The following is a 19,980-nucleotide window of genomic DNA, read 5'->3' as shown; positions in this document are numbered from 1 at the left end:
ACCTAGAATCTGGCAACCCTGCGTCCCGGCATACCCTTGCGGCAGGCCACGCAACCTCCGATATTGAAAGAATGGCAGCAGGTTTGGCACAGGCAGCGATTTCCGGTCCGCTGGCCCCGCAGGGAGCACAACTCGTGGACCCGTTCGGGCGCGAGATCGAATATCTGCGTGTATCGGTTACCGATAGATGTGACTTTCGCTGCGTGTACTGTATGTCGGAGCATATGACGTTTCTTCCGAAACGCGACCTCCTGTCGCTGGAAGAACTCGATACGCTCTGCAGCGCCTTTGTGCGACGCGGCGTGAAGAAGCTTCGGATCACCGGCGGAGAGCCGCTGGTTCGCAAGAATATCATGTGGCTGTTCGAGGCGCTCGGCCGGCATCTCGAAAGCGGCGACCTCAAAGAATTGACGCTGACGACGAACGGCAGTCAGCTCGAGAAGTATGCGGGCGAACTCAAGGCCGCAGGCGTCGAGCGGATCAACGTCTCGATCGACACGATCGATCCCGACAAGTTCAAGGCCATCACGCGTTGGGGCAATCTCGCAACCGTGCTGCGCGGTCTCGATGCGGCTGAGAAGGCCGGTATCAAGATCAAGATCAACGCCGTGGCGCTGAAGGGCGTCAACGAGGACGAGATTCCCGATCTCGTCCGTTTCGCGCATGGGCGCGGCGCGGACATCACGCTGATCGAAACGATGCCGCTCGGCGACATCGGCGAAGACCGGACAGCGCAATACCTGCCGCTATCGGTCGTCAGAGCGCGGCTGATGGATCACTTCACGCTGCAAGAGAGCCCGTATCGCACGGGAGGTCCGGCGCGCTACGTCAAGGTTGAGGAGACCGGCGGACGGCTGGGCTTCATTACGCCGCTGACGCATAATTTCTGCGAAAGTTGCAATCGCGTGCGCCTCACCTGCACGGGCACGCTCTATATGTGCCTCGGCCAGAACGATGCCGCGGATCTCCGTGCGCCGCTGCGCGCCTCGGAAGATCCGGCTCTGCTCGACGCTGCGATCACCGACGCGATCGCACGAAAGCCCAAGGGCCACGATTTCATCATCGACCGGCGCACGAAAACGCCGTCGCTTGCGCGCCATATGAGCGTTACGGGCGGCTGATACCGGCGATACTGGGCGTTCGGTCTCCCTAGGCGAGCACGGTGCGCACGACCTGCTTGATCTGATCCAGCGTGAAAGGCTTGGCGATCGACAGCAGACGGCGGGCGCGCAAACCTGCGGCGCGCTCGAGCTGATCGGAAAAGCCGGACATCAGAACAACAGCAAGATTGCTCTGCGCCGTCAGAGCTTTTTCGGCTAGCGAGATGCCGTCGAGCTGAGGCATGTCGACGTCCGTCACTAGCAGATCGATGGGACCACTGTTCGCGTTGAAAAACTCCAGCGCTTCCAATCCGTCCTGAGTGACGTGCACGGTGTGGCCCTCGGCGCTCAAGGCGCGGCGAACCAGGTCGCGCACAGCGGCGTCATCATCTGCAAGCAGGATCGTCGCCATCTCACACCTCATACGCGTGACCCGAAGGTCCGTTCACTCAGTCGACAAGCCGTCCGACAAACGGCAGTTCTCTATAGCGATGCCCCACGTCCATGCCGTAGCCAACGACAAACACGTCAGGGCAGGTGAACGCGCAATAGTCGGGCTCGATCGAGACGGCACGTGCGGCCCGCTTATCGAGCAACACGCAGGTTTCGATCTTCGCCGCGCCGCGCGCCGAAATCAGATCCTTTGCGAAGGCCAGGGTGCGACCGGAATCGAGAACATCGTCGATCAGGATCACGTGACGCTGCTGCACGTCGAGATCGAGATCGCGAAGGATGGAGACTTGCCCGGACGACGACCGGCTCTTCCGGTAGCTGGACAGTGTTAGAAAATCGACTTCAGGGGCAAGTCCCGCAGCATGAAGCGCCCGCAGCAGATCGGCGGCGAAAACGAAGCTGCCCTTGAGTATCGGAACTACGAGCAGATTTTCAGGCCGTTTTGCGGCAATTTCCTGCGCCAGCACCTGCAGCCTGCTGAGGATTTCCTCCGCGGAAAAAATCGTTTCAATGGAATGTCCAACTTCCGTATTCGACATGTTACATCCTGCTTAGTCCCGCGGTGCACCGTGCGGGAGGCTACCAGCTTCCTGTGTACACGACTGCGCCACAATCGTAATCGATTGATCGGTTCGGCTTTGACGTGTCTATACGCGGCTCAGCTTCAAACACGTGACGCAAACTTTTCCTGCCAAGGTTAAACCCCGTGATTCGCTTGACGAACGTCGGATTGAAATACGACAGCGGCCCGGACGTTTTGACCGATGTCACGTTTCATCTGCGGCCCGGCTCATTTCACTTCCTGCATGGCGAATCGGGAGCGGGTAAGACTTCACTGCTCAGACTGATGTTCATGTCGCTGCACCCCAGTCGCGGCGAAATTCGCATGTTCAATGAAGACATAACCGCTGTAAAGCCGCAGAAGCGTGCGCAGATGCGCCGCCGCATCGGCATCGTCTTCCAGGACTTCCGGCTGCTCGATCACCTGACCGTCTGGGAAAACGTCGCGTTGCCGCTACAGGTGCTCGGCAAAAAGCCAGCCGACTACCGCGAAGACGTCACCGATCTTTTGCAATGGGTGGGTCTTGGCGATCGGATGTATGCTAACCCGTCGGTGCTGTCGGGTGGGGAAAAGCAGCGCGCGGCCATAGCCAGAGCGGTCATCGGCAAGCCAGAAGTGCTGCTTGCGGATGAGCCGACTGGCAACGTCGATCCCCAGATGGCACGGCGGCTGCTGCGTCTGTTCGTGGAATTGAACAGGCTTGGCACTTCCGTCGTTATCGCGACGCACGATCATCAACTCATGCGGCAATTCAAAGCGCCGCGCATTGAGGTGCACAGGGGCCATGTCCGGATCATCTAGCCGCTTTCCCGGACGCGCTGAGCCCGCCATGCCGATGCCGGGCAGCTACGATCCTTACGACGAGCCGACGACAATGGTGCCGTCGACGGAGCCGCCGCTCTACGCGCGTCAAGGACCCGCCGGACCCAATGTTCCCCCAGCGCCGGAGGCGGCGGGCGACCTGTACGTTCCGACGCGCGGCAGCGATCGCGGACGCAAGATGAAGGTGATGGCGCCGGTCGTTCCGCCCGGCTCGGTCACCGGCCGCTCGCTGACGCTCGTCATCGCCATCATGTGCTTTCTCGCGTGTCTGACGGCGGGCGCCGTCTGGATGATCAAGGAGTCCTCGGACGCCTGGCTCAATGACATCGCGAGCGAGGTGACGGTTCAAGTCACGCCGCAGGAGAACGGCGATACGGACAAGGCGGTCGCGGACGTCGTCAGCTACCTGCAAAAGCAGAAGGGCATCGCGAACGTCCGGGCCCTCGACCTGGCTGATTCCGCCGACCTGCTGCAGCCCTGGCTCGGCTCGGGCGATGCCCTCAAATCGCTGCCCGTTCCGCGCCTCATCGCGGTGGAGGTGGACCGAAATCAGCCGCCGGATCTCGCGGAAGTCGGACAGGCGCTCACTCGCGATTTCAAAGGCGTGTCACTTGACGACCATCGCCGGTGGCAGCAGCAGATCCGCGCCGTGACCCGCTCTCTCGCATTGGGCGGCCTCGCAATTCTGGCGCTCGTTGCCGCCGCGACAACGGCCATCATCGTTTCAGCGACGCGTAGCGCCATGGCGTCGAACCGCGAAATCGTCGAAGTGCTGCACTTCGTCGGCGCGACCGATAAATTCATATCCCGGGAATTCGAAAAGCATTTTCTGCGGCTTGGGATCAAGGCGGGCATCGTCGGCGCGACGTGCGCGATGATCGTCTTCATGTGCATGCCCTGGCTGACGGAATTGCTCGGGGGCGGGCCGGTTGGCGCCGTCGAAATGCAGCGGCTCGTCGGAACGGGTTCGCTGGACGCGCTTGGCTACCTCATCCTCGGCTTTGTTGTCATTATTATTGCAGGCCTGTGCATGGGCACCTCGCGAGTGGGCGTTCACCGCATCCTCAACGGCAAGCACTGATTTCATTGCAGTGCATGACCGGGGGACTTGCGGCGGTCGGCGAAATGCGAAATGAGAATGCGGCTTGCCGGAACATCGCAACCGACTCAAAAAGCGAGGTTCCGATCCAGCCGTAGACGTGGTTTTCGCATCATCCGCAATCGCACCTTGCACAATGAAGACACTATCGAAAATCATCGTTCTGCTGCTGGCGCTTGGGATCGGGGCGCTGGTCTTCGGCTTCGTGCTTTTCTCCGTGACCGTGACACGGGATGACGTCGGCGGCTGGGACAAGGCGGACGGCATCGTGGTGCTGACCGGCGGCGATCTTCGCGTCGAAGCCGGCGCCAAGCTGTTGAACGAAGGCAGGGCCAAACGTCTGTTGATCTCCGGCGTCAACAGGAAGGTCCGTCGTGAAGAGATGCAGCGGCTTCTCGGGCTCGATGCAAAGACATTCAACTGCTGCGTCGATCTCGGATATGAGGCGCTCGACACGGTCGGGAACGCGGACGAAACGCGGACCTGGGCGCGCAACAACGGCTACACCAAGCTCATCATCGTGACCTCGCGCTATCACATGCCGAGGAGCCTCGCCGAACTCGCGCTCGTGATGCCGAAGGTGACGCTCATTCCCTATCCCGTCACGCCGCGCCATTTCCCCGAGACCGCGTGGTGGCTGCACTCGAGCACGACGCGGGTTCTCGTTTCGGAGTATCTGAAATTTCTGCCCGCCGTCGCGCGCCTCGCGGCGCAGCGCGTTCTGAATTGGCGCAGCGACCGTTCCGTTGCTGCCGTGGGATCGACGAGCTCCAATGGCTGACATCGCAAAGCCTGGGCCAAGCCCTCTCGTCGTCATTCGCTCGCTGATTTACTTCGCGGTGTTCTACATCGTGACGGCGCTCTACCTCGTGCTCGGCTCCTGGCTGCTGCTCGGCCCTCGACGATGGGCGATGAAGGGCCTCGAGTTGCACGGACGGACGTGCGTCTGGCTGCTCGGCCTGATCTGCGGCACCAAGCTTCAGGTGCGCGGCCAGCAGTACGTTCCGAAGAGCGGCTGCCTCGTCATCGCCAAGCATCAATCGGCATGGGATACGTTCGGGCTCATTTCGCTGTTTCGCGATCCGGCGATCGTGCTGAAGGATGAACTGAAGTGGATCCCGTTCTACGGCTGGTTCTGCGTCAAGTTCGAGCACATCCTGGTCAAACGTGAGAAGGCCTCCGCGGCGCTGAAGGCATTGATCCGCGATGCCAGGCAACGCGTCGGGATGGGGCGCGAAGTCGTGATTTTTCCGGAAGGCACGCGCACGGTGCCGGGCGCGCCGCCGGACTACAAGCCGGGCTACGTCGCGCTCTACGAAGCGCTCAACGTCGTTACCGTTCCGATGGCGCTGAACTCGGGCTTGTTCTGGCCGCGGCGGAGCCTGTGGCGGTATCCCGGTACGATCGTCGTCGAGTTTCTGCCGTCGCTGCCGCCTGGGCTGCCGCGCGCCGAATTCCGCTCACGCATCGAGACCGCAATCGAAGACGCGAGCCTGCGGCTGATCAAAGAAGCGGCGATGGCGCCGTCACCGCCGCCTCTGGCGCGCGAGGCTGCGCGCACGTCGGCGTGAAATCGCGCTGAGCCTGCGGGCTGCTTCAGTCCGAACTCGACACCTTCATCAAGACGATCCCGCTGACGATGAGCACGGCAGAGAGAACGCGCATCGCGGTCGCTTCCTCACCGAGCACCATCACGCCGAGAATGAACGCGCCGACCGAGCCAATGCCCGTCCAGACGACATAGGCGCTGCTCAGCGGCAGGGTTTTCATCGACACCGACAACAGCGCGAAGCTCGCGAGCATCGTGACGCCGGTGATGACCGTCGGCCACAGCAGCGTAAAGCCGTCCGACTTCTTCATGTAGAACGCCCAAACGGTTTCGAGCAGTCCTGCGGAAATGAGCAAAAGCCAAGCCATGACCGGCCTCCTTTTGAGAGCCGGGTCGTCCCGGTCGCTGATGTGGAAAATCGGGAGGTCGTCCTCCCTGGACGTCAGATAGCCTGCTTCGGGAGGGTTTCAAAGGTTTCGGAGCTTTTCGGACGTTAGTTCGCAGCGAAATGCGTTGTGATCGGCGGAAAGCGTTGACACCAATGCCTACGGAACATATCATGAACAAGAAATTGAAAAAGTGAGCTCCGTTCCCATATCTGGGGTCACCCCATGAGCGCGATTTTTTCAGATTTGCCCGCGATCTCGACCGCCATTTGGCGGCGCAAGTATCGCTTTGGCGGCTCGCCGAACGTGCCGGCGGATCTGACGCTCGAAGACACGTTCCGGCGGGTGGCTGTTGCGGCCGCGTCCGCGGAGAAGGGCGGCAAACGTCAGCAGCAGAAATGGGCCGGCGCTTTCTACGACGCGATGGCGGACTTCGGCTTTCAGCCTGCGGGGCGCATTTTGGCCGGCGCGGGCACGGACCGTAACGTGACGCTGTTCAACTGCTTCGTGCTCGGCGAAATTGCGGACGATCTGTCGAGCATTTTCGAGAGCGTGAAGGAAGCGGCGCTCACGATGCAGTCAGGCGGCGGCATCGGACATGATTTCTCGACGCTTCGGCCGCGCGGTGCGCCGGTCAAGAGCATTGGCGCGGATGCCTCGGGTCCCGTCAGCTTCATGGATGTCTGGGACGCGATGTGCCGAACGATCATGTCGGCGGGACAGCGGCGCGGCGCGATGATGGCGACGCTCCGGTGCGATCATCCCGATATCGAAGCGTTCATCGCGGCGAAGGCGGACTCGCAGCGGCTGCGCAATTTCAATCTGTCGGTGCTCGTCACGGACGCGTTCATGGATGCCGTGCGCCGCGACGCGCCCTGGGACCTGGTTTTTTCCGGCAAGGTCTACAAGACCGTTCCGGCGCGCGCGTTGTGGGATCAGATCATGCGCGCGACGTTCGACTATGCCGAACCGGGTGTGATCTTCATCGATCGCATCAACGCCGCCAACAACCTGCAATACTGCGAGACGATTTCGGCGACGAATCCGTGCGGGGAGCAACCGCTGCCGCCTTATGGCGCGTGCCTGCTCGGCTCGATCAATCTCGCGCGTCTTGTTGAAGAGCCTTTCACCGCGACGGCGCACATCGATGTCACGAAACTCGAAGCCCGTGTCGCGACGGCGGTTCGCTTTCTCGACAATGTCATCGATATTTCGCGCTATCCGCTGCGGCAGCAAGCGCAGGAGGCGCGGGCGAAGCGGCGCATCGGCCTCGGCGTGACGGGGCTTGCAGACACACTGATCTTCCTCGGCCTGTCCTACGGCAGCGCGGCGGCGCGCGAACAGGCGGCACGGTGGATGGCGATCATCCAGAATGCCGCTTACCGAGCGAGCGCGGCACTCGCCGCGGAAAAGGGCGCGTTCCCACTCTACGATGCGAACGCGATGCTGACGCGCCCCAACATCACGCGACTGGACGATGACGTGCGCGAGGCGATCGCAGCCAACGGGTTGCGCAATGGCTGCCTGACGTCGATCGCGCCGACGGGCACGATCTCGCTGCTCGCGGGCAACGTCTCGAGCGGTATCGAACCCGTTTTCGACTTCGTTTTCCGCAGGCGCGTACTGGGCGATGGCGGTGGCGCAGAGGAAGAGACTGTCGAGGATTTCGCGCACCGCGCGTTCCGGAGTGCATTCGGCGACGATGCCGTGCTTCCCAAGGCCTTCGTAACTGCGGAGACGCTGACGCCGTCGGAGCACGTCGCGATGCAGGCGGCGCTCCAGCCCTACGTCGACAGTGCGATCTCGAAAACGATCAATTGCCCGGAAGACATCCGCTTCGAGAGCTTCCGCGACATCTATATCGAGGCTTACAACTCGGGCCTCAAAGGCTGCACCACGTATCGCCCGAATGCGATCACGGGGTCCGTGCTGTCGCGTGAAGCGCCAGCGAACGGTGACGCGGATCAGTCAGGCAAGCTCGCAACTCCCGTATCCGGGAAGCCCGCAGGTGTCAGCGTTCCGATGGAGGATGCGACGACCCCGGGCGTCGTCTACATGACGAAGCCGCTCGAGCGGGACGCAGCCCTCGAAGGCGTCACCTATAAGATCAAGTGGCCCGCGAGCGCGCACGCGCTCTACGTCACGATCAACGACATCGTGCGCGACGGGCGCAGGCGGCCGTTTGAGGTGTTCATCAATACCAAGAACCTCGAGCATTACGCTTGGACCGTGGCGCTGACACGGATGATCAGCGCCGTGTTCCGCCGCGGCGGCGACGTCGCATTCGTTGCCGAAGAGTTAAAGGCGGTTTTCGATCCCGAGGGCGGGCGCTGGATGGGCGGGCGTTACGTTCCGAGCCTGCTTGCCGCCATCGGTGACGTGATCGAAGAACATATGCTCCGCATCGGCTTTCTCAATCGCGACGAGGCCGAGGGCGTGGACGATCATGGCACGCTTCGTCGACCCGTCGCCCTTGCGCGAGGCTCAGCCGAAGATCGCAGAGCGCCTCTCGCAGACGCGTCGCGGGAAGACGATCGCCAGCATTCCGCGCCAATCCCCGGCGCCCGCGCTTGCCCCAAGTGCGGAGAGCGAGCGCTCCGCCGGATCGAGGGGTGCTGGACCTGCGCCGTCTGCTCCTACTCTCATTGCGGATGATTTCGTCCGTTAACGGATTGCGGCAGCGCGCGGCGGCTTGATCCCTCCTTCGCCGCCGGATTGCCGCATTGTTGCCGCCGCGAAAATCCGTCCGTTAGCAAATGTTGATATTTGCTCGCTCGCTTGTCGCCAATGCTCACCTGGAGTGTGCGCAATTCGCGAGGTTCTCAACACTTCATTGACCACGCGCGCTCGGCTCGAGCCAGCCGGTCAAATTTTCGATCCAAAGTTCACGATTCCTCACATTCCAGCGGGGTATCACAGGCGCAAGGAAATCTACGGCGAGAGTTCGCCGATCAGGGGTGTGCGTTATGAGTGCCGAGATCATCTGGCTTGCCGACGTCCGTACGCGGCGCACCAGCAAAGAAGCCAGTCAGCCGTTCGTGGATACGGCGCCGTTGGTTTCGGAAAATCCGCCGCGCTTCCATTTCTGGACCGGCGCTTCGGGCAAGCGCTACGTGCACACCGTCTACAGTCTTTTCGATTGCCCGGCGATCGAGGACGCGAATTATATCCTCGTGCGCCGCACGAACAAAGCTGCCCGCACCGTGCTTGCGATCGGCCGCCTGCGCAATCAGAACGCCACCTTGAACCTTGCGGAAATCCGCCAGCACGCGTCGGCTCTCGGCGCGGACGAAGTGCATGTCCATCTGCTCGCGGCTTCGGAGCAGGAAGCGCTCGCCGTCGAAGAAGATCTGATCACGGCGCAATTCTCGGCGGGTCCGCGCTCGGCGTAAATCACGTCACGTCGCGTCGCTCACACAAAGCTAACGCTGCGTAACTTTTGCGTCGCCGGTTGCGCGGCGGCCAAAGTCGGGCTGCGGCGTATCCTGGTTGGCATGGATCACGCCGCGCCGGATTGCGCGCGCTTCGGTGAACAGCTTCTCCAGCGTCTCGCCATCTCCGAAACGGATGGCGCGCTGAAGCGCGGACAAGTCCTCCGAGAAGCGGCCGAGCATTTCGAGCACCGCGTCCTTGTTGTTCAGAAAGACGTCGCGCCACATCACAGGATCGGACGCGGCGATGCGCGTGAAATCGCGGAAGCCGCCTGCCGAGAATTTGATGACTTCCGTATCCGTCACGCGCTCAAGGTGCGCGGCGGTGTTGACGATGTTGTAGGCGATGAGATGCGGCAAGTGGCTGGTGATCGCGAGCACCATGTCGTGATGCTCCGGCGCCATGACCTCGACTTCGGAGCCGAGCTTACGCCAGAACTCCTGCAGCTTCGCGAGCGCGTCTTTATCGACGGTGTCGCCGGGGGTCAGAATGCACCAGCGCCCGTCGAAGAGTTCGGCGAAGCCGGCGTCTGGCCCCGATTGCTCGGTGCCCGCGATCGGATGCCCTGCGATGAAGTGCACGCCTTCAGGGACATGCGGCGCGACATCGCGCACGACGGCGCATTTCACCGAGCCGACGTCCGTCACGATCGCGCCCTGTTCGAGGTGCGGGCCAATGGCTTTCGCGACGGCTTCATACGTGCCGACCGGAGAACATAAAATAACGAGATCGGCGCCGCGCACGGCGTCGGCCGGGTCGGCATACATTTTAGCGACGAGGCCAAGCTCTTCGGCGCGCTCGCGTGTGGCAGGTGTCGGCGACGCGCCGACGATCTCGCCGACCAATCCGGCACGGCGCGCGGCATGACTGATCGATGAGCCGATCAAGCCGACGCCGATCAGCGCCAGGCGCTTGAACATCGGCGCGCGCTCGCTCCTCACAGCATTTTCCATCACGCCGCGCCCTTCAGAAATTGCGCCAAGGCTGCGATGGCTCGCTTGTTGTCGGCCTCCGAGCCGATGGTCATACGCAACGCATTGGGGAAGCCGTAAGCGCCGACCTTGCGAACGATGACGCCCTGCGATTTCAGGTATTCGTCGGCCGCCGAGGCGGTTTTGACGGCATCGTCCTTGAAATGGAACAGCACGAAGTTGGTAACGCTCGGCGTCACGTCGAAGCCGAGCTTTGTCAGCTCGTCCACGACCCAGGGCAGCCATTCGTCATTGTGGTGCTTGGCGCGCTCCATGTGCTCGATATCTTCAATCGCCGCCGCGCCGCTGGCGATGGCCGGCGCCGACAGATTGAACGGTCCGCGGATGCGATTGAGCACGTCGGCGACGTTCGCCGGACAATAGGCCCAGCCGATGCGCAACGCCGCGAGGCCGTGAATTTTCGAGAACGTGCGCGTCATCACCGTGTTCGTCGTGGTGGCGACAAGCTCGAGGCCCGCCTCGTAGTCGTTGCGGCTGACGTATTCGGCATAGGCGGCGTCGAGGACGAGCAGGATGTCGTCGCGAAGCCCGGCGCGCAGGCGTCGGACCTCGTCGATCGGAATGTACGTTCCGGTCGGGTTGTTCGGATTGGCGACGAACACGACGCGCGTCCTTGGCGTGACGCGCTCGAGGATCGCATCGACGTCGGTCTTGAGGCCGTGCTCGGGAGCGACGATGGGCGTCGCGCCGTTGGTCAGGATGGCGATGCGGTAAACGAGGAAGCCATGCTCGGTGTAGATCGCTTCATCGCCCGGGCCGAGGTAGCCGCGCGCGAGCAAACCCAGCAGCTCGTCGGAACCCGACCCGCAGACGATGCGCGCGGCGTCGAGCCCGTAGCGGCGGGCCAAGGCATTGCGCAACAGCGTCGCCTGACCGTCCGGATATCGTTCAAGCTCGGAGGCGGCCGCCTGGAAGGCCGCGATGGCGTGCGGGCTCGGACCGAGCGGCGTCTCATTCGACGACAGCTTCGCGGGCTTGACGTTGCCCAGCGCCTTGCTCTCGCCAGGGACATAGGCCTCAATGCTCAGAATGCCTGGGCGTGCAATGGGCGCCGTCGTTACCATATTCTTCTCAAGCTATTGTAGGGATTTGCCATTAGCGGGCGCATTGATAGGGTCTTCACCAGTTGAAATCAAAGTTTAAAGTTGACTTTAATGGCAGCAGGCCTAGCAAGCCGCCACACCCTTAATCCCGGATTCCGGCCGACTCGATGACCGCTGCCCAGTCTGACATTATTGCCTCCGTTGCGCGGCGACAGTCGGAGATTGACGCACCGTCGAGCCAGATCGCGCATTTCGACGTCAGCGCGCCGCTGCATCTGGCCTGCCAGCAGGATCTGGCGCCGTTTTCGGTCGCCTATCAGACGTATGGAACTTTGAATGCGGCGAAATCGAACGCCATTCTCATCTGCCATGCGCTAACCGCGGATCAGTACGTCGCGACGCAGCACCCGATCACCGGCAAGCCCGGGTGGTGGGACATCATGGTCGGCCCCGGCAAGCCGATCGACACCGAGCGGTTTTTCGTCATCTGCTCCAACGTGCTCGGCGGCTGCATGGGATCGACCGGGCCGGCTTCGATCAATCCGAAGACGGGTGCGCCGTATGGGCTCGATTTTCCGGTCATCACCGTCGGAGACATGGTCGAAGCCCAGGCGCGCCTGATCGACTATCTCGGCATCGACCAGCTCTTTGCGGTCGTCGGCGGATCGATGGGCGGCATGCAGGTCGTCGAGTGGGCGTCGCGGTTCAAGGATCGCGTCTTCGCGGCGGTGCCGATCGCGACGACGGCGTGGCATTCCTCGCAGAACATCGCGTTCCACGAAGTCGGGCGACAGGCCGTGATGGCCGATCCCAACTGGCAGAGCGGCAACTATTACGCGACCGACAAAGTCCCGAGGAACGGCCTCGCGGTGGCGCGCATGGCGGCGCACATCACGTACCTTTCGGAAGAGGCGCTGCATCGGAAGTTCGGCCGCAGCCTGCAGGACAGGTCGGAGAAGACGTTCTCGTTCAACGCGGACTTCCAAGTTGAAAGCTACCTACGCCATCAGGGATCGTCGTTCGTCGATCGCTTCGACGCGAACAGCTATCTCTACATCACGCGCGCGATGGATTACTTCGATTTGCGCGAGGGACGCGGCAGTGTGCTTGCCGACGCGTTTCGCGGGACGCAGACGCGATTCTGCGTCGTGTCGTTTACGTCGGACTGGCTTTATCCGACGCGCGAAAGCCGTCGCATCGTGCAGGCGCTGAACGCGGTTGCGGCGAACGTATCGTTTGTCGAAATCGAAAGCGACAAGGGCCACGACGCGTTCCTTCTGGACGAGCCGACGTTTCATGCGACGGTTCGCGGTTTTCTCAATGCGGCGGCGCTCAAGCGCGGTCTTGGAACGGCGGGGAATGGGGCATGAACGCACCGGACCGCTCGCTCGCCAAGGCAAAATCTCCGCGCGTCGATCATGTGCTGATCGCCGAGATGGTCGAAGCCGGGGCACGCGTTCTCGACGTCGGCTGCGGCGATGGCGAGCTGCTTCAGCTTCTGGCGGAGCGCCGGGGCGTCGACGGGCGTGGTGTCGAATTGCAGCGAGACAAGGTCAACCAGGCCGTTGCGCGCGGGCTGTCGGTCATCCAGGGCGACGCCGACCGCGACCTCGACAATTATCCCGATCAGGCGTTCGACTACGCCATTCTTTCACTCACGATTCAGGCGACGCGGCAGCCGATGACCGTGCTCGAAAATCTGCTGCGCATCGGGCGGCGTGCGATCGTGTCGTTTCCGAACTTCGGGCACTGGCGCGTGCGCACCGGCTTGTTGATCGGCGGCCGGATGCCGGTGACGGACAACCTGCCGGACCTCTGGTATCTGACGCCGAACGCGCATCTGTGCACGATCCGCGATTTCGCTGACCTTTGCGAACGCGTCGACGCCACGGTCGAGCGCGCAGTCGCATTCAACGATCATGACCGGCGGCTGCCGATCAAGTGGTCGCTGTCGATGCAAAATCTGTTCGGTGAGAAAGCCGTGTTCCTGCTGCACGGCCCGAAACGATCGAAAACCTGATCGTGCTGCCCTGGATGGCTCGCCTCAAGGGCGGCCATGACGTAAGCCGACTTTTGCAGAAGGTTTCTAGTGGCGGCGGACGCCGGCTGGCCTGGTTGTGTTGACGGGCTTCAAGACCGGCTGCGCAGGAATCGCTTTCACGCTGCCGCTGATCGGCGCCATGACTTCCTTATGCGCTTCGACGATGATGACACCCGCAACGCCGACCGACATGCTCGATCCCATGCGTTCGAGCGTCGGCGCCATGCGCAGCATCAGACGATTGCTGAGAGGCGGAAAATAAAGCGCTTCGCCCCAACGATCGGGCGCGAACAGCGCGTCGGTCAATTGCGTTTCGAGCTGGCCGCGGCTGAACGGGAGCCCGTATCCGAATGGCGTCGCGTCGATGCGCGACCAAAGCCCGCGACGATTGGGAACGACGATGAGCATGCTCCCGCTCGGCTTCAGCACGCGCCACATCTCGCGTAGCAGCGGACCGGTGCGCTCGGCCTGTTCAAGACAATGGATCGCCAGCAGACGGTCGATGGAATTGTCGGGCAACGGCCATTGCGCTTCGTTGACGAGAACGGAATGACACTGGCCCGAATGCGGCCAGACGAGCGCGCCCTGCCGTTCCGGCATCAGACACGCGAGCCGCGCCGCTTCGGTCCGGAAGGCTCCGAGAAACGGCGACGCAAAGCCCGCACCCGCAACGCTCAAACCGTCGAGATTCTTCCAGCGCTGCCGGATGACGAGCGACAGCTGGCGGCGTGCCAGCCTGCCGAGCGGCGAGCGATAAAAATCTCTCAGGTTTGTCGCATCCATCGGCATACGTCTTAACGGCCGCGCTTATCCAATGCTGCCCACGTCGAACCAATCGGTTCTGCGATGTCGGGCGTCGGAAGACCTACTTAGGGAGAAGCGCTGCATTGTTCCGTTTCGTTTGACATGAGCGTTGAGCCCTACCAGACTCTCAGCATGGCAACCTTCGAAATCGTCCTTTTACCTTGCCTCGCGGATAACTATTGCGTGCTGCTGCACGATCCGGTTTCCGGCGAGACGGCAGCGATCGACGCGCCGCAGGCCGCGACTATCAAATCGGCTCTCGACGCGCGCAATTGGCGGCTCAATCATCTGTTCATCACGCATCATCATACCGATCACACGGCGGGAATTGCTGAACTCAAGGGCCATTATGGCGCAAGCGTCACAGGACCGGAAGCCGAAGCAGAACGGATTCCCGGGCTGACGCGCGGCGTCACCGAGGCGACGCAGCTGGAATTTGCGGGACATCCCATCCGCGTGCTCGAGACGCCCGGCCACACGCTCGGCCACGTCACCTTCCATCTGCCCGACGACGGATTGGTCTTTACGGGCGACACGCTGTTTTCGCTCGGATGCGGCCGCATCTTCGAAGGCGACCCGCAGATGATGTGGAATTCGGTCTCGAAGATCGCCGCTCTTCCGGGCGATACGCGCATTTATTGCGGCCACGAATATACGCTCGGCAACGCCCGTTTCGCGATGAATGTCGAGCCGGAGAACGCCGCGCTGCAGGCCCGTGTCGCGGATGTGGAAGCGGCGCGCACGGCCGGAGAAGCGACGATCCCGACGACGATCGATCTGGAAAAAGCGACGAACCCATTTCTGCGGCCGGGATCGCGCATGATCCGTGCGCGGCTCGGTCTGGATGGCGCCCCCGATTGGGAGGTCTTCGCGCGGCTGCGGCAGCTGAAGAACAAAGCGTAGCAGCGAAATCGAGAAGCCGGATGCAGCGCGATCTTTCCGCCGACGAGGTCATCAAGCTACTGGGGCTTACTCCGCATCCGGAGGGTGGCCATTTTCGAGAGACGTTCCGCGACGATGTGCAGGCTGACGAGCGTTCGGCCTCGACTGCGATCTATTTCCTGCTGAAAGCGGGCGAACAGTCGCATTGGCACGCCGTCGATGCCGCCGAGGGGTGGCACTACCACGCCGGCGCGCCGCTGCTGCTGGAGCTTTCACCCGCCGGAGGGCCGATCACCGCCGTTCGGCTCGGATCGGATCTCGCGGCCGGGGAGCGTCCGCAAGCCGTGGTTCCGAAGGATTTCTGGCAGCGGGCGCGCAGTCTCGGCGCCTGGACGCTGGTCGGGTGCACGGTTGCGCCGGGATTCGATTTCGCCGGTTTCAAATTGGCGGCGGCGGACTTCTCCCCGCTCGATTGAGCGGCGAAGCTGCAACAGATCAAAGCCTTTCGATGGCCATCCACACGTCGTCCCCAGAGTCGTTTGACGAGGGCGTGGCGTATCCTCAGTCCATCCACGGCTTATTTGTCTCTTTGGATAGCGGCTTAGCTGGCGCTTCTTGCTGGCGGCCCCAGACTCGTCAACAGTGAGCCTCGAATCACGTTCGGATTCACACGGGGGTTGTAGTCCATGAAACGCGAGTCCTCAGGACCCGTTCTAACAACGGTGTTTGTCGATTACGACAACGTCTATCTTTCTCTGAAGCGCAAAAACGAAGATGCCGCGAAGCGCTTCGCGAAGGACAGCAGCATCTGGCTGCAGGGCATCGCGTCGGGAGAGCTGATTACATCCAAGACTTCGCTGCCCGTGCCGACGGAACGGCGCATCGTCATGAGCCGATGCTACGGAAATTCGCAGCCGCGCCGGAACGCGCACGACAATTCGACGGACATGTGTTCGTTTCCGTTCATCCGGCACCATTTCCAGCGCTCGGGCTTCGAGGTCATCGACTGCCCGCCGCTGACGCAGCAATTGAAGAACTCGGCGGATATCCGCATCGTCATGGATGTCAGCGATATCCTGAACCATCCGACCTTCTTCGATGAATTCATCATTCTGTCGGGCGACGCCGACTTCACGCCGGTGCTGCACCGGCTTCGGGCGCATGCGCGCCGCACCGTCGTTTATGCCAACGATCATACGGCGCTTCCTTACACGGCTATCAGCGACGGCGAGATCAAGGAGTCGGATCTGCTGGCGCTCTTGACGAACAGCCGCGCGATCACGGGCGAAACTCCGCGTGAAATCACGGCTGCCGTGCCGGTGATCGACGTCGAGGCGGCGCGCAAGGCGATCCTGGCGGAAGTTGTCGACTTCGTGCGTAGCGCGCCGCAGGCGGTTCCGCTCGAAACGCTCGCCGACCGTTCGGTGCGCGTCATCGGGCGCGACAAGACTGTCGGGACGAACTGGGGCGGATACGGCTCGTTCCGCGATCTGTTGCTCGCGGATCTTCCCGAGGACATTCATCTCAGCGACACGCCGCCCTACACCGTGTTCGATGCGAACCGGCATATTTCCGCCGCCGGATTGATCGCGCCGCAGCTTGCAGCGCCGACGCCCGAACCTCGGAGCCGCGAAATCTCGGCAGAGATTTCGGCCGCAGAAGCGAAAGCGATTGCGCGCCCGTCAACGCCGAGCATTCCGAAGCCCATCCAGCAATCGACGCCGTTGCAGCAACAGCCGCAGCAGCCGGCGGCTTTCCAGCCGGCTCCGCAGCAGCGTTATGCACCGCCGGCAAGCTCGGCTCCGGTGCCGCCCGCACCGCCGCTGCCGCCGTCGCGCGGTCCTGAAATTTCACCGGCTACGACGCCGATGGCTCGCCAGCCGCTTGGCCAGCAGCGGCCGTCCGCTCCGCCGCCGGGACAGCCCTCCGGATATCAGCCCGAGCGTGGCCGCGAACCGCAACGGCCAGCGGCATCGCAGACACCGCCGCCACCGATGTCCTCAGCGCCGCGCAGCGGCGAGCAGGCAACGCAGATCCAGCAGTCGATCGCACGCATTCACGAGGCTTGCCAGGCTCCGGCTCTGGCGCCGGCGGAATATCGCGTGCTGTTCGACGTCATGGCGCAGGAAGTTACGGCCAACGGACTTCAGGGCGCGCAAACGCTCGTCAACATAACCCAGCGGGCGCGCGAGTTCGGCCTCGACGTCAAGCGCGACGACTTGCGCTTCATCTACGACGTCGTCAGCGAGAGCGATCCGTGGTTCGAGCAGGGAACGAGCGCGACGTTGTTCGCGAGCCGCTTCCGCAATTTCGTGGTTGCACGCTGCCGGAGCCAAGGCTTGAGCCTTTCGGCTGACGAACTCGATCTCGTCGAGGCGTGGTTCTCGGCACCGCAGCCGCCGGCCGCGTCTCGCGCGTTGCCGTACGGCGGCCGTGGCGGAGCACAACCGCAGGCTCCGTCCGCTCCAGCGCCGAAACCGCATGCTCCGGCACAGACCTCCGGCGAGCAGTGGTGGAGCCTCGAAGAGGGCCGCCAGCACATCGTCGAGCAGCGGGATGCGGAGCAGAAGGGGCTCAACCCCTACACGCAGAACCAGAACGAAGAAGAATTTCCGCGCATCGTGAGATCGCGCTTCCGGGGCTAGGGGAGAGTTTCGCTCAACTCGCCCGGTGAAATTCAGACATAAAAAAATGGCCGCCTCAAAAGGCGGCCATTTTAATTTGGTGCTCAGTGACGAGGACGATCAGGCGAAGTACTGACCGCCGTTGGCCGAGAGCGTCGAACCGGTGATGAAGCCCGCTTCGTCCGACGCGAGGAACACGACGGCGCGTGCGATTTCGTTCGGCTCACCGAGGCGGCCGACGGGGATCTGCGGAAGGATCGCCTTGTCGAGCACATCCTGCGGGATCGCCTTGACCATCTCGGTTGCGATGTAGCCAGGGCAGATCACGTTGACGGTGATGCCGGCGCGTGCGCCTTCCTGAGCCAGCGCCTTCGTGAAGCCAATGTCGCCCGCCTTCGATGCGGAATAGTTGACCTGGCCCATCTGGCCCTTCTGGCCGTTGATGGACGAAATGTTGATGACGCGGCCGAACTTGCGCGAACGCATGCCTTCCCAGACCTGGCGCGTGACGTTGAACAGGCCGTTGAGGTTCGTGCCGATGACTTCGTCCCACTGCTGCTTGGTCATCTTGTGGAACATCGTATCGCGCGTGATGCCGGCGTTATTGACGAGCACCTCGATGGGTCCGAGATCCTTTTCGATCTGCTTGACCGCTTTTTCCGTCGTTTCGTAGTTGCCGACGTCGAACTTGTAGACGGGGATGCCGGTCTCGGCCTGGAAAGCCTGAGCTGCAGCGTCGTTTCCTGCGTAGCTTGCCGCGACCCGATAGCCGCTATTCTTCAAGGCGATTGAGATCGCGTGCCCAATGCCGCGCGTGCCTCCGGTGACGAGGGCGACCCTTGCCATACTTTTTCTCCCTGGATTTTTTGTATCGGAAAACTGGATGAGAAGACGCGGCCGGGATTATAGCGATCCGGCCGCGCATGAGACGTTAATCAGTCGCGAGCGACGCACAGAGCGACGCCCATGCCGCCACCGATGCAAAGCGTGGCGAGGCCCTTCTTCGCATCGCGGCGCTGCATTTCGAACAGAAGCGTATTGAGGATGCGCGCGCCGGAAGCACCGATCGGGTGACCGATAGCAATCGCGCCGCCGTTGACGTTGACCTTCTCCGTATCCCAGCCGAGGCCTTTGTTGACGGCGAGCGCCTGTGCGGCGAACGCTTCGTTGGCTTCGATGAGATCGAGATCGGCGACCGTCCAACCGGCTTTTTCGAGCGCCTTCTTAGAAGCCGAGATCGGGCCCGTGCCCATGATCGACGGATCGACGCCGGTCGTGGCCCACGACACGATGCGGGCAAGCGGCTTGATACCGCGCTTCTTGGCTTCTTCGGCGGTCATCAGGACGACGACGGCTGCACCGTCATTGATGCCCGATGCGTTCGCGGCCGTGACCGTGCCTTCCTTCGGATCGAAAGCGGGGCGCAGCTTTGCGACGCTATCGATGGTCACGCCTTCCTTGATGTATTCGTCCTGGTCGACGACGGTCTCGCCCTTCTTCGTCTTGATCGTGACGGGCGTGATCTCGTCCTTGAACTTGCCAGCCTTGCGTGCGGCTTCGGCTTTGTTCTGCGAAGCGACGGCGAACTTGTCCTGATCTTCGCGCGTGATCTGCCACTGGCGCGCGACGTTCTCGGCCGTCGTGCCCATGTGGTAGTTGTTGAAGGCGTCCCAGAGGCCGTCTTTCACCATCGTGTCGATGAGCTTGAAGTCGCCCATCTTGGTGCCATCGCGCATGTGTCCGGCGTGTGCCGACTGGCTCATGCTTTCCTGGCCGCCGGCGACGACGATCTTCGCGTCTCCGGTCTTGATCTGCTGCATGCCGAGCGCGACGGCGCGCAAGCCCGAACCGCAAATCTGATTGACGCTCCAGGCGGGAGAATCCACCGGCACGCCCGCGCCGACAGATGCCTGACGCGCGGGGCCTTGACCCTGAGCGGCCGTCAGAACCTGACCGAGGATGACCTCGGAAACGTCGCCCGGCTGAACATTGGCGCGCTTGAGAGCGGCCTTAATCGCGATTTCGCCGAGCTTGGAAGCCGGCAACGATGCGAGCGCGCCGTTGAATGAACCGACCGGCGTGCGGGCTGCGCTTGCAATCACAATCGTCGAAGAATCTTCGCTCATAAGGCGGCCCCTCCCTGGGCAAACTTCTTTAATTTGTCGAATGTCTCGCGCGACGCCGGAGCGTT

Annotated in this window: 20 protein-coding genes; 12 read left to right on the top strand and 8 right to left on the bottom strand. The window is 62.4% G+C overall.

Annotated elements, in window-relative coordinates:
- The first annotated feature begins 71 nt into the window (after window positions 1–71).
- Window positions 72–1,121 (top strand): GTP 3',8-cyclase MoaA, encoded by a 1,050-nt coding sequence (gene moaA / locus HYPGJ_RS14535; RefSeq protein WP_046847770.1) that lies wholly within the window; start codon window positions 72–74, stop codon window positions 1,119–1,121.
- A 28-nt stretch (window positions 1,122–1,149) separates the two neighbouring features.
- Here the strand turns inward: moaA and HYPGJ_RS14530 are convergent, their stop codons facing one another.
- Both HYPGJ_RS14530 and hpt read right to left on the bottom strand, forming a co-directional pair.
- Window positions 1,150–1,512, bottom strand: a complete 363-nt coding sequence (locus HYPGJ_RS14530; protein WP_046847769.1) for a response regulator — start codon at window positions 1,510–1,512, stop codon at window positions 1,150–1,152.
- A 37-nt stretch (window positions 1,513–1,549) separates the two neighbouring features.
- Entirely contained in the window at window positions 1,550–2,092 is a 543-nt protein-coding gene (gene hpt / locus HYPGJ_RS14525) for a hypoxanthine phosphoribosyltransferase (RefSeq protein WP_046847768.1), read from the bottom strand.
- A gap of 167 nt (window positions 2,093–2,259) precedes the next feature.
- Here hpt and ftsE point away from each other — a divergent pair, with 167 nt between their 5' ends.
- From ftsE to HYPGJ_RS14505, 4 genes are all read left to right on the top strand, one after another.
- Window positions 2,260–2,916: a cell division ATP-binding protein FtsE gene (gene ftsE / locus HYPGJ_RS14520; RefSeq protein ID WP_046847767.1), complete on the top strand. Its 657-nt coding sequence runs from the start codon at window positions 2,260–2,262 to the stop codon at window positions 2,914–2,916.
- Window positions 2,900–4,018: an ABC transporter permease gene (locus tag HYPGJ_RS14515; RefSeq protein ID WP_046847766.1), complete on the top strand. Its 1,119-nt coding sequence runs from the start codon at window positions 2,900–2,902 to the stop codon at window positions 4,016–4,018. Before ftsE ends, HYPGJ_RS14515 begins: the two co-directional genes overlap by 17 nt.
- Before the next feature lie 154 nt (window positions 4,019–4,172).
- Window positions 4,173–4,817, top strand: coding sequence for a YdcF family protein (locus HYPGJ_RS14510; RefSeq protein ID WP_046847765.1), 645 nt, complete (start codon window positions 4,173–4,175; stop codon window positions 4,815–4,817).
- Entirely contained in the window at window positions 4,810–5,607 is a 798-nt protein-coding gene (locus HYPGJ_RS14505; protein WP_046847764.1) for a lysophospholipid acyltransferase family protein, read from the top strand. The genes HYPGJ_RS14510 and HYPGJ_RS14505 overlap by 8 nt, the downstream gene beginning before the upstream one ends.
- Window positions 5,608–5,632: 25 nt before the next feature.
- On the opposite strand, the gene HYPGJ_RS14500 is transcribed toward HYPGJ_RS14505, so the two are convergent.
- On the bottom strand, window positions 5,633–5,953 hold the full coding sequence (locus HYPGJ_RS14500) for a multidrug efflux SMR transporter (RefSeq protein WP_013216714.1): 321 nt from the start codon (window positions 5,951–5,953) through the stop codon (window positions 5,633–5,635).
- A gap of 243 nt (window positions 5,954–6,196) precedes the next feature.
- Here HYPGJ_RS14500 and HYPGJ_RS14495 point away from each other — a divergent pair, with 243 nt between their 5' ends.
- Both HYPGJ_RS14495 and HYPGJ_RS14490 read left to right on the top strand, forming a co-directional pair.
- Window positions 6,197–8,626 carry an adenosylcobalamin-dependent ribonucleoside-diphosphate reductase gene (locus HYPGJ_RS14495; protein ID WP_046847763.1) on the top strand — a complete coding sequence of 810 codons (2,430 nt, stop codon included), beginning with the start codon at window positions 6,197–6,199 and terminating at the stop codon, window positions 8,624–8,626.
- A gap of 311 nt (window positions 8,627–8,937) precedes the next feature.
- Entirely contained in the window at window positions 8,938–9,363 is a 426-nt protein-coding gene (locus tag HYPGJ_RS14490) for a hypothetical protein (protein WP_013216716.1), read from the top strand.
- Between the two features lie 30 nt (window positions 9,364–9,393).
- Here HYPGJ_RS14490 and HYPGJ_RS14485 read toward each other — a convergent pair whose 3' ends face one another.
- Both HYPGJ_RS14485 and hisC read right to left on the bottom strand, forming a co-directional pair.
- Window positions 9,394–10,323 carry a prephenate/arogenate dehydrogenase family protein gene (locus HYPGJ_RS14485; protein WP_083984192.1) on the bottom strand — a complete coding sequence of 310 codons (930 nt, stop codon included), beginning with the start codon at window positions 10,321–10,323 and terminating at the stop codon, window positions 9,394–9,396.
- Window positions 10,324–10,355: 32 nt separating this feature from the next.
- The gene (gene hisC, locus HYPGJ_RS14480) at window positions 10,356–11,459 is read right to left on the bottom strand and encodes a histidinol-phosphate transaminase (RefSeq protein WP_046847761.1); all 1,104 of its coding nucleotides are present in this window, start codon (window positions 11,457–11,459) and stop codon (window positions 10,356–10,358) included.
- A gap of 146 nt (window positions 11,460–11,605) precedes the next feature.
- Between hisC and HYPGJ_RS14475 the strand changes: the two genes are divergently transcribed.
- Complete coding sequence (locus tag HYPGJ_RS14475; protein WP_101536140.1) at window positions 11,606–12,808, top strand: homoserine O-acetyltransferase; 1,203 nt, start codon at window positions 11,606–11,608, stop codon at window positions 12,806–12,808.
- The gene (gene metW, locus HYPGJ_RS14470) at window positions 12,805–13,458 is read left to right on the top strand and encodes a methionine biosynthesis protein MetW (RefSeq protein WP_046847760.1); all 654 of its coding nucleotides are present in this window, start codon (window positions 12,805–12,807) and stop codon (window positions 13,456–13,458) included. Before HYPGJ_RS14475 ends, metW begins: the two co-directional genes overlap by 4 nt.
- Before the next feature lie 66 nt (window positions 13,459–13,524).
- Here metW and HYPGJ_RS14465 read toward each other — a convergent pair whose 3' ends face one another.
- Complete coding sequence (locus tag HYPGJ_RS14465) at window positions 13,525–14,262, bottom strand: methyltransferase domain-containing protein (protein WP_244466171.1); 738 nt, start codon at window positions 14,260–14,262, stop codon at window positions 13,525–13,527.
- 153 nt (window positions 14,263–14,415) lie between these two features.
- Here HYPGJ_RS14465 and gloB point away from each other — a divergent pair, with 153 nt between their 5' ends.
- The 3 genes from gloB (at window position 14,416) to HYPGJ_RS14450 (ending at window position 17,810) form a co-directional block, all read left to right on the top strand.
- Window positions 14,416–15,186 carry a hydroxyacylglutathione hydrolase gene (gloB, locus tag HYPGJ_RS14460; RefSeq protein WP_046847758.1) on the top strand — a complete coding sequence of 257 codons (771 nt, stop codon included), beginning with the start codon at window positions 14,416–14,418 and terminating at the stop codon, window positions 15,184–15,186.
- A gap of 20 nt (window positions 15,187–15,206) precedes the next feature.
- Window positions 15,207–15,641, top strand: coding sequence for a cupin domain-containing protein (locus HYPGJ_RS14455; RefSeq protein WP_046847757.1), 435 nt, complete (start codon window positions 15,207–15,209; stop codon window positions 15,639–15,641).
- A 210-nt stretch (window positions 15,642–15,851) separates the two neighbouring features.
- A complete protein-coding gene (locus tag HYPGJ_RS14450; protein WP_046847756.1) occupies window positions 15,852–17,810 on the top strand; it encodes an NYN domain-containing protein in 1,959 nt (652 codons plus the stop codon).
- Window positions 17,811–17,909: 99 nt separating this feature from the next.
- Here HYPGJ_RS14450 and phbB read toward each other — a convergent pair whose 3' ends face one another.
- Both phbB and HYPGJ_RS14440 read right to left on the bottom strand, forming a co-directional pair.
- On the bottom strand, window positions 17,910–18,635 hold the full coding sequence (phbB, locus tag HYPGJ_RS14445) for an acetoacetyl-CoA reductase (RefSeq protein ID WP_013216725.1): 726 nt from the start codon (window positions 18,633–18,635) through the stop codon (window positions 17,910–17,912).
- An 89-nt stretch (window positions 18,636–18,724) separates the two neighbouring features.
- Entirely contained in the window at window positions 18,725–19,915 is a 1,191-nt protein-coding gene (locus tag HYPGJ_RS14440) for an acetyl-CoA C-acetyltransferase (RefSeq protein WP_046847755.1), read from the bottom strand.
- Window positions 19,916–19,980: the final 65 nt, after the last annotated feature.

The organism is Hyphomicrobium sp. GJ21 (assembly GCF_001006785.1).
Lineage (GTDB): Bacteria > Pseudomonadota > Alphaproteobacteria > Rhizobiales > Hyphomicrobiaceae > Hyphomicrobium_B.
Note: the sequence above shows the minus strand (reverse complement) of the source record. Positions and strands in the feature narration are given on the sequence as shown.